The following is a 15002-nucleotide window of genomic DNA, read 5'->3' as shown; positions in this document are numbered from 1 at the left end:
TGAGGAGTATTGCGATGAGTACTGAAGACAAACGCATACGCGAGTTGGCGCATCAGATCTGGGAATCCGAAGGCAAGCCCCACGGTGAAGATGCACGCCACTGGGAGATGGCGCGCAAATTAGCCGAAGCCGAAGCGCTGACCCCAAGCAAACCCAAAGCTGCGGCCAAACCCAAGACCGCTCCCAAGCCTGCGCCAAAAGCCAAGCCGCCGGCCCCGGCGGCCAGCAAGCCCGCACCGCCAGCGGCCAAAAAGCCTGCGGCGCCGAAAAAGCCCAAGCCTTAACAGCCCACGCGCCTCCTGCCGACACTGTCGCCAGGAGGCCTTTTTTACTTTTCAGTGCGCCAGCTGAGCAACCGTCGGCACGGTAGCGCTCGGCCCGAAAAAGACCCTTGCAGGAGCAATTTAATGAGCAAACCCGATAACAACCCAGCCACGCCGGAAAACGAGCCGTCGCGGATTCGTGAAGGTTTGCCCTTCCCTCTAGGCGCCACCTGGGATGGCCTGGGTGTCAACTTTGCGCTGTTCTCAGCCAATGCCACCAAGGTCGAGCTGTGCCTGTTCGATGATACCGGCGAGGTCGAGCTTGAACGTATCGAACTGCCCGAATACACCGACGAAACCTTCCACGGCTACCTGCCCGACGCCCACCCCGGGCTGATTTACGGCTACCGCGTGTACGGTGCGTATGACCCGGCCAATGGTCACCGCTTCAACCACAACAAATTGCTGATCGACCCGTATGCCAAACAGCTGGTGGGTGAACTCAAATGGTCCGAGGCACTGTTCGGCTACACCATCGGCCACCCGGATGACGACCTCAGTTTTGACGAACGCGACAGCGCGCCCTTTGTGCCCAAGTGCAAGGTCATCGACCCTGCGCACACCTGGGGCAACGACCAGCCGGTACGGGTGCCATGGGACCGCACGATCATCTACGAAACCCACCTGCGCGGCATCAGCATGCGCCACCCTTCGGTGGGCGAGTCAGTGCGCGGCACCTGTGCCGGGCTGATGGAAGATGACGTGCTCAAGCATATTCGCCAGCTCGGCGTGTCATCCGTCGAGCTGCTGCCGGTGCATGCCTTCGTTAACGACCAGCACCTGCTGCAAAAAGGCATGACCAACTATTGGGGCTACAACAGCATCGCGTTCTTTGCGCCTGACCCGCGTTACCTGGCCAGCGGCAAGATCGCCGAGTTCAAGGAGATGGTCGCGCACCTGCATGAGCAGAAGCTCGAGGTGATCCTCGATGTGGTTTACAACCACACTGCCGAGGGCAACGAGCGCGGCCCTACCCTGTCGATGCGCGGCATCGATAACGCCTCCTACTATCGGCTGATGCCCGACGACAAGCGTTTCTACATCAACGACTCCGGCACCGGCAATACCCTGGACTTGAGCCACCCCTGCGTGCTGCAAATGGTCACCGACTCCCTGCGCTACTGGGCCACCGAAATGCACGTGGACGGCTTCCGCTTTGACCTGGCGACCATTCTGGGGCGCTACCGCGACGGTTTCGACGAGCGCCACAGCTTCCTTGTGGCCTGCCGCCAGGACCCGGTGCTGCGCCAGCTGAAAATGATTGCCGAACCCTGGGACTGTGGCCCGGGCGGCTACCAAGTGGGCAACTTTCCACCCGGCTGGGTGGAATGGAACGACCGCTTCCGCGACACCGTGCGCGCCTTCTGGAAAGGCGATGACGGCCAGTTGGCGGACTTTGCCGGGCGCATGACTGCCTCGGGCGAGATGTTCAACCACCGTGGGCGCAGGCCTTACAGTTCGGTGAACTTCATCACTGCCCACGATGGTTTCACCCTGCACGACCTGGTGTCGTACAACGACAAGCACAACGAGGCCAACGACGAAAACAACCAGGACGGCAGCAACAACAACCTGTCCTGGAACCACGGCGTCGAAGGCCCCACCGAAGACCCGGAAATCAACGCCCTGCGCCTGCGCCAGATGCGCAATTTCTTCGCCACGCTGCTGCTGGCCCAAGGCACACCGATGATCGTGGCCGGTGACGAGTTCGCGCGCACCCAGCACGGCAACAACAATGCCTATTGCCAGGACAGCGAGATCGGCTGGGTCAACTGGGACCTGGACGACGACGGCAAGGCACTGCTCAAGTTCGTCAAACGCCTGATCAAATTGCGCCTGGCCTACCCGATTCTGCGCCGTGGGCGTTTCCTGGTGGGCGACTACAACGAAGACCTCGGCGTAAAAGACGTCACCTGGCTGGCGCCGGATGGCAACGAGATGAGCACCGAACAGTGGCAAGACAGCCATGGCCGCTGCCTGGGCATGCTGATGGATGGCCGCGCCCAGGAAACCGGGATTCGTCGCGCTGGGGGTGATGCGACCCTGTTGCTGGTGGTCAATGCCCACCACGACATGGTGAATTTCCGCCTGCCGCCGGTGCCCCAGGGTGAATTCTGGACCTGCATGCTCGATACCAACGCCCCCGCAGTGCGCGGTCAGGAGCGTTTTGACTTCGAGCACGAGTACGCGGTGACCGGACGCTCACTGCTGCTGTTCGAATTGCAACGCGACGACGAGGTGTGAGATGGCTCTGCATGGATTCCTTCAAGGCAACCGCAGCTACGCCGACACGCAGGCGCTGGGCGTTGCACTGAAGGCGCTTCAGGAAGAAGGCCTGGACCAACTGCCATTACCTGGCAGCGGCCAGACGTTGGAACGCTTCAGCCGGTTGGCGCAGGTGGCAGGTCATGACCTGCGCCTGTGCAAGCTGTTCGAAGGTCACACCGACGCCCTGGCGATCATCGCCGAGCTCGACAGCCCCTTGCCGCCCGTGGGCAGTGTTTGGGGCATGTGGGCCGCCGAACCGCCGACGGCCAAGGTACGCGTACGCCGCGACGGCCAGCGCTTGATCGTCGATGGGCGTAAAGCCTGGTGTTCCGGTGCAGCGGTGGTCAGCCATGGCTTGCTGACCGCCTGGGACGAAGACGACCGCCAACAGTTGGTGGCGGTCGAGATGGACCAGCCCGGCGTCACCGTCACCCACGAAGGCTGGAAAGCCGTGGGCATGGCGGCCACCGGCAGTGTCGAAATCATCTTTGATGAGGCCCGCGGCATCGCGGTTGGCGAGCCGGGCGACTACTTGTCACGGCCTGGCTTCTGGCACGGCGGCGTCGGTATCGCCGCGTGCTGGTATGGCGGTGCGCAACGTCTGGCTGAGGTGCTGCGTGTGCACTGCAGCCAGCGTCCCGAACAGCATGCGCTGGCGCACTTGGGCGCGGTCGACAGCGTGCTCAACAGCGCCGCCTGTGTACTGCGCGACGGTGCTGAGCAGATTGACCGCCACCCTCGCGCCAATGCGCGGCAACTGGCCCAACAGGCACGGGCGTGCGTCGAGGATACCGTCGAGCAGGTCATTCATCACGTCGGGCGCGCGGTGGGTGCCGGGCCTTACTGCAAAGATCCGCATTTCGCCCAATTGATGGCGGACTTACCCGTATATGTACGTCAAAGCCACGCCGAGCGTGACCTGGCGGCGCTGGGAAAGCTGGTTGCGGACGACCCCACAGGTAGGTGGCTGTTATGAAACTCAACCCGATCGTTGGCCAGGGCACGCCGTTGCATCAATGGCAGGGTTCAGCCCATATGGCCCAATTGCCGCAAATAAGTGTCGAGCAGTTGGTGCCCGCGGGACATCGCGCCGTTATTATTGCTCCGCACCCGGACGACGAAGTGCTGGGCTGCGGCGGCCTGCTGCAAGGCCTGGCCTTGCTGGACCGGCAGATCCAACTGATTTCCGTCACCGACGGCAGCGCCAGCCACCCAGGCTCCAGGCGCTGGCCGGTCGAGCGCTTGAGCATCGTGCGCCCGCAGGAGTCGGCCCAGGCCCTGCACCGTCTCGGCCTGCCATTGCACAGTTTGCAGTGGCTGCGCGCAGGCTTTGCCGACAGCCAGGTGGCGGCCCGTGAAGATGAGTTGAGCGCGTTCATAGAGCGGTATCTCAAGCCCACCGATGTGGTGTTCACCACCTGGCGCGAAGACGGGCATTGCGACCATGAAGCCGTTGGCCGCGCCAGCGCCAAAGCGGCGCAGGCGGTAGGTGCGACCCTGTACGAACTGCCCGTTTGGACCTGGCATTGGGCAACGCCCGAAGACAGCCAGGTGCCATGGCAACGTGCGCGCAAAATCGTGCTGACACCTGAAGCGGTGGCGCGCAAACGGCATGCCATTCACGCCTTTGCCAGCCAACTTGAAGGCGACCCGCAAGTGGGTCTGGCACCGGTGCTGGCACCCTATGTGGTGGAGCGTTTGCTGCAACCTTTTGAAGTGGTGTTTGTATGAGTGTGGCCACACCCTATTTTGATCAACTGTTCGCCGGTAATGACGACCCTTGGGCCTTTCGCCAGCGCTGGTACGAACAGCGTAAACGCGCACTCACCCTGGCGGTGCTGACGCGGCCCCGCTATCGCTCGATTTTTGAACCCGGCTGCGCCAACGGCGAGCTGAGTGCCGAATTGGCGCCGCGCTGCGAGCGCCTGGTGTGTTGCGACACGGCCGCCGCTGCCGTGGCGCTGGCGCAAACCCGATTGCGGGGGTTCAGCCACGCCCAGGTTCATCAAAGCCGTTTGCCTGAGGAATGGCCGCCCGGCCAGTTCGAACTGATTGTGTTGAGCGAACTCTGCTACTACCTCGATGCCGAGGATCTACAGCGCTTGATCGACTGTGCCCTCAACGCACTGACCGACAACGGCCAACTGCTCGCCTGCCACTGGCGCCCGCGCATCGATGGCTGCCCGCAAACGGCTGAACAGGTGCACGAAATGCTCGCGCAACGCCTGGGCATGGCCCACCTCGTCCAGCATCACGACAGTGACTTTCTACTCGACCTGTGGAGCCGTGACGGCACCTCGGTCGCCACCCATGAGGGCTTGCGATGATCGGCATTCTAATCCCGGTGCATAACGAAGAAGCGCTGTTGGGCGAGTGCCTCAAAGCCGCGATGATTGCCGCCAGCCACCCTGATTTGCTGGGTGAGCCTGTGCAGATCCTGGCCGTGCTCGACAGCTGCAGCGATGGCAGTGCGGCGATTGCCCAGGCGTATCCGGTGCAGTGTTTACACGTGCAGGCACGTAACGTCGGGCAGGTGCGCGGAGTGGGTGCGCGGCACTTGTTAAACCAGGGCGCACGCTGGATTTCGTGCACCGACGCCGACAGCCGTGTCGCCCCCGACTGGTTGGTGGCGCAACTGGCCTTGGGCGCCGATGCTGTGTGCGGCACAGTGACGGTGGACGACTGGAGCGAAGGCTTCGGCGTGGCAGCCCAAATCCGCTACACCCAAGCCTATGAGGCTCGCGACGGCCATCGCCATATTCACGGTGCCAACCTGGGCGTGAGTGCCGGGGCTTATGTACAGTCCGGCGGATTCGAACCGTTGGCCTGCCACGAAGATGTGCAATTGGTGCGCAACCTGGAGCGCTGCGGCGCTTCAATCGCCTGGAGTCATACGCCACAGGTAATTACCAGCGCACGCCTGGACTGCCGTGCCCAAGGCGGTTTTGGTGATTACTTGAAGAGTTTGATGCAGGCCACCTGAATATTTCGACCCTGCACGATGTAAAAACGCCGAATCCTTGACTATGCTGAAATCGCCTTACTGGTCATCCAGGGTTGGATGGCCGCAGTTCATCGCAGCGGAGCCTGTGCTGAGTACAAGAGCGTCGTCCCGTCAACGGGGTACGACCCGGCATCATTCGACAAGGACGTGACACCGATGAAATCTGCCTCATTAAGTGAGGGCCGTCGCGGCCCTGCGCAAATCTGGAACAGTGCGCCACAGTTGGCGCAAATCCCCTTTATCAAGCCCTCCTCCCTGGTGCCACGCGGCGCGCGCGTGGTGGTCATCGCGCCTCACCCCGGCGATGAGGTGTTGGCGTGTGGCGGATTATTGCAACTGCTCAGCACCCTCGACCACCCACTGCAACTGATCTCGATCACCGATGGCAGCGCCAGCCACCCAGGCTCGAATGCCTGGCCGGCAAGCCGCCTGAGTGTGATCCGCCCGCAGGAAAGCGCTGAAGCGCTGCGGCGCCTGGGGATGCCGCTGCACAGCCTTAAGTGGATTCGCGGCGGCTTTTGCGACGACGCCCTGGCCGCCCGCGAACAGCCCATGAGCCAGTTCATTGCGCGCTATCTGCAACCGGGCGACGTGGTGTTTACCACTTGGCGCCACGACGGCAAGGACGACCATGACGCCGTCGGCCGAGCCAGCGCCAAAGCCTGCCAGCTCACCGGCGCGCGCCTGTATGAACTGCCGATATGGGCCTGGCATTGGCCGCTGCGTGAAGGCTCGGTGATCCCCTGGCATCGCGCGCGCAAGGTGCGCCTGGACAGCTGGAGCGTTGCGCGCAAGCTTCACGCCGCCCATGCGTATGCCAGCCAATTGGTCGGCGACCCGGAGATCGGCCTGGCGCCAATGCTTGCCCAGGAGTTGCTGGAGCGGATGCGTGAGCCCTATGAGATCGTGTTTGCCTAGGCCAGCACTCGCCTGTACCTGTCAGTTCTCACAGTAGCACCCGGCTCACTCTGCGACTAAGGTGCAAAAAGCCTGCACAGCTTGATGTGCAGTCGAGAAAGCCATGCCAACCCCTTGCATTCGCCGGTGTTTTCGTAGAACAGGCAACCCGTCGTCCCTGCTCCGTATCGCGCTCTACCTTGCCATGGCTTGAACCGCACCTGATTGCTCAGGTGCGGGAACGTCCTTCGGACAAGGAGCCGTCATGCGCACACTGCCAGTTTTTCTGACTTACCTGGGTATCACGTTGATGGCGGTGTGGCCGCTGCCGTCGCTTGGCGCCTGCACGATCAACATTACCGCCGGCAATGACACCTCGACCTGCGACAGCGGCGCCGCGCCGGGCTTTACCGACACCGCCGGCAACAACACGCTGAACCTCAGCGGCAGCGGCTCCCTCAACGGTGATGTCACCTTGGGGGCCGGCAACGATCTGGTTGACATCAACGGTGCGACAGCGGCAATCAATGGGATGCTGCACCAGGGCGACGGTGCGAATACGTTTCGTCTGACGCTGGGCGCGGTCACGGGGTCCATTACCCAGGGCGATGGTGTGGATCTGGTGCAGATCAACGGTGGGCACGCGGGGGCGATCATCCAGGGCGGGGGCATTGACAGTTTTGTCATGCGCGATGGCACTGTCGAGTCACTGGCCCAAGGCGACGGCCATGACACATTCGTTATGAGTGGTGGCACCATCAAGGGCGCCTTTGAAGACGGCGATCAAGCATTGATGACCGGCGGCACCATCGGCCGGGTCGACATGAAACTCGATAACAACGTCTTCGATATGCGCGGCGGCACCATCGTCGGCAACCTTGTCACAGGGCTGGGCAGGGACACCATTCTCGTCTCGGGCACCAGCACCATCGGCGGCAACATCAGCACCAGCGCCGGCGTGGATTTGATCCAGGTCAGCGGTGGCAGGGTCAACGGCCAAATCCTCACGAGCTTCGGCGCCGATCAGTTCATTTGGACCGACGGGGGAACAATCAACGGGGCAATTCTCATGGGTGCCGATGATGATTCTGCCCTGCTGAAAAACCTCCGCGAAACCTTGCTGGCCGCCACCCCCCAACTGGACGGCGGCGTGGGTAACGACACCCTCACCTTTGACGCAACGCAAACCAGCGTCCCGAGCCGCTACACCGGCTGGGAGCAGGTGTCTATGATCAATGGGTCAGCCCTGACACTGGGTGGCACATTCGTATTGGGAGGCAGCGATACCGGTACCGGCGCAATGAGCATCGATGCAACGAGCAGATTGATCGTCACAACGGGCACTCTCGCGCCCTTCACGTCCGGGCAATTGGCAACCTTGAACAACGCCGGTCTGATCGATATGAGTACCTACAGTTCCAGCACGACCGACAGCTTGACGGTCAACGGCAATTACATCGGCACGGGCGGTCGGTTGGCGCTGCAAACGGTGTTGGGCGCGGATAACTCACCCAGCGACAAACTGGTGGTCAGCCAAGGCACCCTGCAGGGCGCCACGGCGATCAGCATCACCAACCTGGGCGGTGCAGGTGCGCTGACCGTGAAGGATGGCATAGAGGTGGTACAGGCAACCCAGGGCGCCACCAGCAGCGTCGGTGCGTTCTCGCTGGCTGGCCCCGTGTCTGCTGGTGCGTTTGACTATCACTTGTTCAGAGGGGGCGTGACCGCGGGTACGGAACAGAATTACTACCTGCGCTCCACCGTGCCGGCGCAACCCACGCCGGATGCGGTGATTACCCCGCCCACCCCAGCGCCTGGCACCCCGGCATTGCCGCCCAATCCAGGCAACACCGCAATCCCCCTTTACCGCGCCGAAGTGCCGGTGTACGCCGTGCTGTTTCAAGCTGCCGAGCAAATCGTGCAAGGCATGCTGGGGACTTACCACGAACGCGTGGGCGATCAGCGCCAGCAGCAACAAACCGGGGTATTCCCCACGGGTTGGGCCAGGGTGTACGGCGGCAACAGTCGCCAGAGTTTCGCGGGAACGGTCAGCCCGACACTGGACAGTTCGCTGTCGGCCTTCCAGGTGGGCAGCGACCTGTACGCCACCAGCACGGACAGCGGCCAGACTCACCGGCTTGGCTTCTTTGTGGGCCACAGCCGCCTGCAAGGCGACGTCAAGGGTTTCAACGGTGGCTTCCAAGACAAGGACGCAGGCCGCCTGACCTTGCGCGGCGACAGCCTGGGCGCCTACTGGACACTGATCGGCGCCAACCGCGCCTATCTGGACCTGGTGGTAATGGGCACCCGCTTCACCGGCAACAACGAGTCCGACCGGGGCATCAAGATGAAAACCAAAGGCAGCAATGCATTGGCGTCCGCCGAAGCGGGCTGGCCTTTTACTGTGAGTGCCCAATGGAAACTGGAGCCACAAGCCCAGCTCATCGTCGACCGCACGCGGCTGGACAGCCAGAACGACCGAATCTCCGCCGTCTCCTACGACGCTGACACGCATGTCACCACCCGCCTGGGTGCCCGCTTGCGTGGCAGCTATGAGGTGAGTGGTATGCCCCTGCAGCCATACGTGCGTGCCAACGTCTGGCATGCCCGCGCCGGCACCAACACCGTAAGGTTCGATGATGCTACCGACATAAACACTGAGCAAAAGTCGACCACGCTGGACCTCAACGTCGGCGCCACCTTGACCGTTGCCCAAGGCATCAGCCTGTACGGCCAACTGGGCTACAACCGCAACCTGGACAGCAATGCCCTCAACGGCCGCCAAGGCACGCTGGGGCTTCGAATGGATTTCTGATCCGCGTATGTGTATCGCACTGTATCCAGGGCCCGTTGCGATACACAACGTTTAACCCATGGCACTTGCTGAAACACAGCCGATACAGCACGACGTTCAACTGAGCACCCGGCACACATCAAGCCCCAGGAGGCTCGCCATGCACGCTCAGTTGAAACGCCACCCACTTTTCCTGGCTTTTGCCCTGTTGCCATTCGCGGCCATGGGCATGGCCCATGCCGAGATGCCCGAACCGCAAACCCCGGCACCGCAGCATCAATCGGCGTTCGGGACGCTCAAGCACATCAAGGCCGGCCTGCTGGATGTGGCCTACGCCGAGATCGGCCCGGCCAATGGCCAAGTGGTGATCCTGTTGCATGGCTGGCCCTACGATATCGACAGCTACGCTAACGTCGCACCGCTGTTGGCCGCCAAGGGCTACCGCGTGTTGATCCCGTATGCGCGTGGGTATGGCGATACGCGTTTTCTGTCGGATAAAACCTTACGCAATGGTGAACCGGCGGCGCTGGCCCAGGACGTGATCGATTTCATGGACGCGCTGAAGGTCCAGCAAGCGGTACTGGGCGGTTACGACTGGGGCGCGCGCTCAGCAGATATCGTCTCGGCGCTGTGGCCGGAACGGGTCAAGGCATTGGTGTCAGTCAGTGGCTACCTGATCGGCAACCAGGCCGCCGGTAAGAACCCGCTGCCACCCAAAGCTGAGTTGCAGTGGTGGTACCAGTTCTACTTCGCCACCGAACGCGGCGCCGCCGGCTACCAGAAAAACACCCACGATTTCGCCAAGCTGATCTGGCAGACCGCCTCGCCGAAGTGGGCCTTTGACGAGGCCACCTTCGAACGCAGCGCCAAAGGCCTGGACAACCCCGATCACGTGGCAATCACCGTCTTCAACTACCGCTGGCGCCTGGGCCTGGTACAGGGCGAACCGCAATACGCTGCCCTGGAGCAAACACTCGCGCAGTCACCGAGCATTGGCGTGCCGACTATCACGCTTGAAGGCGACGCCAACGGTGCGCCGCACCCGTTACCTGAGGACTACGCCAAACGCTTTACCGGCAAGTACCAGTTTCGTCTGGTGAGCGGCGGCATCGGCCATAACCTGCCGCAAGAAGCGCCGGCGGCGTTTGCCAAGGCCATAGTGGACGCCGATCGCCTGTGAAGCGACATGAACTGCGTAGCAGCCGTGCCTAAAGTCGCCCAAAGGAATGCCGATACGCTTCTGGCGCCGCCCTTTGGCGTTCCTTTTGCGAGCCGTCATGGCACGCCGCATGCTTTGTTCCTGGCTCGACCACATGGAGTATGAGTGAATGCCCGCACGCGCCCGCTTCCTGGAGCACTACCGCAAAGCCGACCGCATCATGCTGGCGTTGATCTGGCTGATGTTTTTATTCTCCCTGGGCCTGGCCTTCTGGCACGACACCTGGTTGCAAGCGGTGATCGTCGGCGGCGGCGCCAGCGTGGTGCTCACCTTGCTCTATCGCGCCCTCGGTGGCACCCGTTTGATGCGTTGTTTGCTGGGCGCCGGCCTGATGGTCATGGCGGCGCTGCAGATTAACCAGGCGCAGGGCTTGATCGAAGCGCACTTCGGTATCTTCGCGCTGCTGGCGGTGCTGACGTTTTACCGCGACTGGCTGCCGATCCTCGTCGCGGCGCTGACCATCGCCGTCCACCACGTGGTGTTTCACGCGTTGCAACATCAGGGTTTCCCGGTATTTGTGATGGACCATCATGGCGGCTGGAACATGGTGTTCGTGCACGCCTTCTACGTTGTGATGGAGACGGTCGCCCTGCTCTACCTCGCCATTCATAGCCAGGCCGAGGCGGTCGAAAGCCAGGAGATGCTGGAAAAAATGCTCGCCGTGACCTCCCAGCTCACGGTAGAAACCGCCCAGGGTGAAGGCAAGGTGCATGTGTCCCTGGCCAAGCGTTTCGACCACTTCCTGCAGCAGATCACCCACCTGATCGATGGCGTGACCCGTGACTCCCACGGTCTCGGCCAACTCGGCCAGGCATTGGCCAGCGCCAGCGGTACCCTGGAAACCGGCGCACGCCATCAGTTGGCGGAAATCAACCAGATGACCGGCTCCATGCAGCGTATGGAAGACGCCACCGCCCACATCACGCAACACGTCGAACACGCGGTGGAGCATGCAGGCCAGGCCCGCGAACAGATTGTGCGCGGCCAGCAAAGCGTCGGCCGTGCCCAACATGAAATCACCCAACTGGCCTCACGCATCGACGGCACCAACCACACCGTACAAGGCCTGGCCACCCAGGCCGAGCAGATCGGCTCGGTACTCGAAGTGATCAGCAGCATCGCCAACCAGACCAACCTGCTGGCGCTCAACGCCGCCATCGAAGCCGCCCGCGCCGGCGAGCAAGGCCGGGGTTTTGCGGTGGTCGCCGATGAGGTCCGCAGCCTGGCGCAACGCACCGCCGTCTCCACCCAGGAAATCAAACAGATCATCGAAGGCCTGCAACACGGCAGCCGCCAGGCCGTCGAGGCCATGCACGACAGCCAGGCAGGTGTAGCGCGTTGTGTGGAGGACAGCCAACTGGCGGTGGACATGTTGCAGGCCGTGGGCGCCGACATCGCGCATATCGACGAGCTGAACGGGCGAATCGTGATGACCACCCGCGAACAAACCTCGGCCAACCTGGAGATCGTCGGGCGCCTGCAGTCCGTGCAGAACATTGCACAAAACACCGCGGATGATGTGGAAACCCTCGCGCGCAGCAGTGAGCAGTTGCCGCCGATAGCAGTGCGGCTGGATGCGTTGGGGCGCAGGTTTCACCCCTGAAAAACGCCTCAACGTGAGGATGGCTCAGCCTGGCAAAATCCCCAGGTTTTTAGCCCGCATGCGCGCCAAGGCATACACGGTGCGCGTGCGAGGTATCGGTGCCCCGATGCGATCAGCCACTGAAACAAGCGTGCCAAGGATGGCCTCGATCTCCACCGGTTTGTGCCCCTCAACGTCTTGCAGCATCGAGGTTTTCACCTTGCCGAGCTTGCGGGTGATCGCAATGCGTTGCGCGGAATCAATCTGGGGCGCGATGCCCAGTGTGCGTCCCAAATCCAGCAACTCATCCATCATGCCGATGAACAGTGCGTGCAGGAATGGGTCGTCGATCAACTCATCGGTTGCGCAGCCCACCAACAGGCTGACCGGGTTGAAGCAGGCATTGCCCAGCAGCTTCAACCATATTTCTTCGCGCACATTGGCGTGGGCGTGGGCATCAAAACCTGCCTCACGAAAAGCCTCGGTGGTTGCATCTACGCGCGCGCTATTACCACCGGCCGGCTCACCGAACACCATTCGGCTTCCGGACATGTGCTTGATCACACCGGGACTCAGCACGGTACATGAGGCAAATACAACGCAACCGACAACGGCTGCAACGGGCACAGCCTTTTCTATCACGCCACCGGGGTCGACAGCCTCAAGACGCATACCCGCCAAAGCGCCTGCCGACTGCAGGAAATACCACCAGGGTAAGCCGTTGAGTGCAGGAATAACCAGGGTTTGCGGGCCAATCAATGCCTTGGCCTGTTCCACCACACTGGGCAATGCCGGCGCCTTGACGGCAAATATGACCATCTCCTGAATGCCAAGCTCTTCAGGTGCGCAGGTCGCTTTCAGTGGGGCAACCAACACCTCATCGCCCGTGTGCAGCTTCAGCCCATGCTCGCCAATGGCGGCGAGTGTTTCGCCACGCGCGATCACGCTGACGTCGTGGCCGGCGGCGAACAATTTGCACGCCAGGAAACCACCGATTGCTCCAGCACCTACGACCGTGACGCGCATGGGTAAACCTCACTGAGGGAGTGGAACAGAATACTGGCTAAACAGGCCGGAACAAGCCCGTCTCATTGAAAAAGCAGCCGCACTTGGCTCACACCCATCAGCCAAGGCAAACACTACCACTGTGGCAAGCGGGCTTGCCCCGCACTGGGTGGCGAAGCCGCCCCACTTCAGCCAACGCGGTTAGTCAGTTAGCAAGGCTGAGGGCTGCTACGCAGCCCAACGCAGGGCAAGCCTGCTCGCCACAGGTTACTTTTGCAGCGCATCCAGCGTGCGTTTCAGTCGCCTCAGGTTGCTGTTGACGATCAGCTTGTGCGCCGGCCCCACCGGCAACATGTACAGACGCCCAAAGGTGTTATGGGTAAGCACCGATGAGGTAATCGTAAACACCCGATCAGTGATCGACAGACAAATCATCACATCCAGGTGCCGATCGCGCTCGGTCAGCACCAACACGTCCGGGGCGCTGTGTTCTACCAGGAAAAAATCCAGCCGCTCGCCCACCTGCACGCTGATTCGCGGTGAGCCCGAGAACCCACCGATGCGTTTCACACCGAACAACGAAGAAATCCGGTCGCGGATTCGAAAGGCCAACCGCATGAACATGCCAGGTTCGGCGGTCATGATGTTCCACGCCGCCAGTGCAGTGATATCAACGGGCAACACAACCGACCTGCGGTCGTAGTAATCAAGCGCTGTCGGTGCACCCAGCGTGTGAACAATGTTCGTGGTAACCAACTGATTTTCTCCCTGAAAAACGCGGTTTGTGATGAAACAGGGCGATGCCTGCAGGGCGCAGGTTATTTTGCACCGCAACTCAAGTAAAGCGCGGGACAGGCTGGGTATCGTGGTAAGCCAAAATAAACCTGACCTCACGGGCTGCCTTCTTGATTGTGCCCCACGCGCGTTGGGGTTCACGTGCTAATTGCTCAAGCGCCTCAACTGCATTTATCCTCAACGCTTCCATCCGCCCCCACCCAGAGCCGCCATGGACCTCGCCACCCTCGCCCTATTCTTGCCCGCCTGCTTCGCCCTGAACATGGCGCCGGGCCCCAATAACCTGCTGTCCGTAAGCAACTCCACGCGCTATGGCTATCGCACTTCTTGCCTTGCGGGTATTGGCCGTTTGCTGGCCTTTGCCGGCATGATCGCCCTCGCCTCTGCCGGCTTGGCGGTGGTGCTGCAGACTTCGGAGCTGCTGTTCTACGGGATCAAGATTCTCGGTGCGGCGTATCTGTTTTATCTGGCATTTCAGATTTGGCGGGCTAACCCGCAGAAAGAAGCTGAATCAGCGACAGACAAGGTGGGATTGTGGGCCTTGGCACGTCAGGAGTTCCTGGTGGCAGCCGGCAACCCGAAAGCCATCCTGATCTTCACCGCGTTCCTCCCGCAATTCGTGGTACCCGGCCAACCGATCACCCCCCAATTCGCGCTGCTGGGTGGGATGTTCCTGGGTTTAGAATGGATAGCGATCAGCGCCTACGCCTACATGGGCACGCACATGCGCCGCTGGTTTGCCGAACCCAGCGGCAAGCGCTTATTCAATCGCTGCTGCGCCGGGCTGTTATCGGCGGCGGCGACGGTGTTGTTGATGGCGCGCAGGGCCTGAGGGCGGCCCCGCGCACTCAACCACCATGCAAATCAAAAAATTTGAGCCAACAAAGTCAGCACCGAGTGCTGTTCTTCATGGCAGCACTAAAATGAAAGAATATTTGATTTAATATATTGCAGACGGGTACACCAAGACATAATATTTATTAAAATTATCATGAGCATCATCTATCCCACCTACCAACGTAAACCCAGGACAGCAGGTCAATTACTAAATGGATTTAAGAAAAGCCCCCTCCCTATATTTCCAACTTAAATTTGGGTACCCTCCACCACCCAAC

The 15002-nt window shown here is 61.4% G+C and carries 13 protein-coding genes; 11 read left to right on the top strand and 2 right to left on the bottom strand.

Annotated elements, in window-relative coordinates:
• The first annotated feature begins 14 nt into the window (after nt 1-14).
• The 10 genes from AOA62_RS21430 (at nt 15) to AOA62_RS32600 (ending at nt 12108) form a co-directional block, all read left to right on the top strand.
• Complete coding sequence (locus AOA62_RS21430; protein ID WP_017138916.1) at nt 15-284, top strand: DUF2934 domain-containing protein; 270 nt, start codon at nt 15-17, stop codon at nt 282-284.
• 123 nt (nt 285-407) lie between these two features.
• Nucleotides 408-2567, top strand: a complete 2160-nt coding sequence (glgX, locus tag AOA62_RS21425) for a glycogen debranching protein GlgX (protein ID WP_099549665.1) — start codon at nt 408-410, stop codon at nt 2565-2567.
• Between the two features lies 1 nt (nt 2568).
• The gene (locus AOA62_RS21420; RefSeq protein ID WP_099549664.1) at nt 2569-3567 is read left to right on the top strand and encodes an acyl-CoA dehydrogenase family protein; all 999 of its coding nucleotides are present in this window, start codon (nt 2569-2571) and stop codon (nt 3565-3567) included.
• Nucleotides 3564-4322: a PIG-L deacetylase family protein gene (locus tag AOA62_RS21415; RefSeq protein ID WP_099549663.1), complete on the top strand. Its 759-nt coding sequence runs from the start codon at nt 3564-3566 to the stop codon at nt 4320-4322. Before AOA62_RS21420 ends, AOA62_RS21415 begins: the two co-directional genes overlap by 4 nt.
• Nucleotides 4319-4918, top strand: coding sequence for an SAM-dependent methyltransferase (locus AOA62_RS21410; RefSeq protein WP_099549662.1), 600 nt, complete (start codon nt 4319-4321; stop codon nt 4916-4918). Before AOA62_RS21415 ends, AOA62_RS21410 begins: the two co-directional genes overlap by 4 nt.
• Complete coding sequence (locus AOA62_RS21405; RefSeq protein WP_099549661.1) at nt 4915-5574, top strand: glycosyltransferase family 2 protein; 660 nt, start codon at nt 4915-4917, stop codon at nt 5572-5574. Before AOA62_RS21410 ends, AOA62_RS21405 begins: the two co-directional genes overlap by 4 nt.
• A 177-nt stretch (nt 5575-5751) precedes the next feature.
• Nucleotides 5752-6513: a PIG-L deacetylase family protein gene (locus AOA62_RS21400; RefSeq protein WP_017138922.1), complete on the top strand. Its 762-nt coding sequence runs from the start codon at nt 5752-5754 to the stop codon at nt 6511-6513.
• Nucleotides 6514-6757: 244 nt separating this feature from the next.
• Nucleotides 6758-9307 carry an autotransporter outer membrane beta-barrel domain-containing protein gene (locus AOA62_RS21395; protein WP_099549660.1) on the top strand — a complete coding sequence of 850 codons (2550 nt, stop codon included), beginning with the start codon at nt 6758-6760 and terminating at the stop codon, nt 9305-9307.
• A gap of 139 nt (nt 9308-9446) precedes the next feature.
• Nucleotides 9447-10466: an alpha/beta fold hydrolase gene (locus tag AOA62_RS21390; protein WP_017138924.1), complete on the top strand. Its 1020-nt coding sequence runs from the start codon at nt 9447-9449 to the stop codon at nt 10464-10466.
• 148 nt (nt 10467-10614) lie between these two features.
• Entirely contained in the window at nt 10615-12108 is a 1494-nt protein-coding gene (locus tag AOA62_RS32600; RefSeq protein WP_099549659.1) for a methyl-accepting chemotaxis protein, read from the top strand.
• A gap of 24 nt (nt 12109-12132) precedes the next feature.
• On the opposite strand, the gene AOA62_RS21380 is transcribed toward AOA62_RS32600, so the two are convergent.
• Both AOA62_RS21380 and AOA62_RS21375 read right to left on the bottom strand, forming a co-directional pair.
• Complete coding sequence (locus tag AOA62_RS21380; protein ID WP_099549658.1) at nt 12133-13113, bottom strand: ketopantoate reductase family protein; 981 nt, start codon at nt 13111-13113, stop codon at nt 12133-12135.
• Between the two features lie 246 nt (nt 13114-13359).
• Nucleotides 13360-13848, bottom strand: a complete 489-nt coding sequence (locus AOA62_RS21375) for a DUF2867 domain-containing protein (RefSeq protein ID WP_099549657.1) — start codon at nt 13846-13848, stop codon at nt 13360-13362.
• Nucleotides 13849-14098: 250 nt separating this feature from the next.
• On the opposite strand from AOA62_RS21375, the gene AOA62_RS21370 reads away from it, so the two are divergent.
• Complete coding sequence (locus AOA62_RS21370) at nt 14099-14719, top strand: LysE family translocator (protein WP_099549656.1); 621 nt, start codon at nt 14099-14101, stop codon at nt 14717-14719.
• The last annotated feature ends 283 nt before the right edge of the window (nt 14720-15002 follow it).

The sequence above is a fragment of the Pseudomonas sp. 2995-3 genome, assembly GCF_002742565.1.
GTDB classification, from domain to species: Bacteria; Pseudomonadota; Gammaproteobacteria; order Pseudomonadales; family Pseudomonadaceae; genus Aquipseudomonas; species Aquipseudomonas edaphica.
This window is presented reverse-complemented; position numbering and strand designations above follow the sequence as displayed.

What these genes read in the sequence shown, in the direction of transcription:
- AOA62_RS21420 (WP_099549664.1), top strand. Translation starts at nt 2,569, where the DNA reads ATGGCTCTGCATGGATTCCTTCAAGGCAACCGCAGCTACGCCGACACG.
- AOA62_RS21370 (WP_099549656.1), top strand. Translation starts at nt 14,099, where the DNA reads ATGGACCTCGCCACCCTCGCCCTATTCTTGCCCGCCTGCTTCGCCCTG.
- AOA62_RS21395 (WP_099549660.1), top strand. Translation starts at nt 6,758, where the DNA reads ATGCGCACACTGCCAGTTTTTCTGACTTACCTGGGTATCACGTTGATG.
- AOA62_RS21410 (WP_099549662.1), top strand. Translation starts at nt 4,319, where the DNA reads ATGAGTGTGGCCACACCCTATTTTGATCAACTGTTCGCCGGTAATGAC.
- glgX (WP_099549665.1), top strand. Translation starts at nt 408, where the DNA reads ATGAGCAAACCCGATAACAACCCAGCCACGCCGGAAAACGAGCCGTCG.
- AOA62_RS32600 (WP_099549659.1), top strand. Translation starts at nt 10,615, where the DNA reads ATGCCCGCACGCGCCCGCTTCCTGGAGCACTACCGCAAAGCCGACCGC.
- AOA62_RS21430 (WP_017138916.1), top strand. Translation starts at nt 15, where the DNA reads ATGAGTACTGAAGACAAACGCATACGCGAGTTGGCGCATCAGATCTGG.
- AOA62_RS21405 (WP_099549661.1), top strand. Translation starts at nt 4,915, where the DNA reads ATGATCGGCATTCTAATCCCGGTGCATAACGAAGAAGCGCTGTTGGGC.
- AOA62_RS21380 (WP_099549658.1), bottom strand. Translation starts at nt 13,113, where the DNA reads ATGCGCGTCACGGTCGTAGGTGCTGGAGCAATCGGTGGTTTCCTGGCG.
- AOA62_RS21415 (WP_099549663.1), top strand. Translation starts at nt 3,564, where the DNA reads ATGAAACTCAACCCGATCGTTGGCCAGGGCACGCCGTTGCATCAATGG.
- AOA62_RS21390 (WP_017138924.1), top strand. Translation starts at nt 9,447, where the DNA reads ATGCACGCTCAGTTGAAACGCCACCCACTTTTCCTGGCTTTTGCCCTG.
- AOA62_RS21400 (WP_017138922.1), top strand. Translation starts at nt 5,752, where the DNA reads ATGAAATCTGCCTCATTAAGTGAGGGCCGTCGCGGCCCTGCGCAAATC.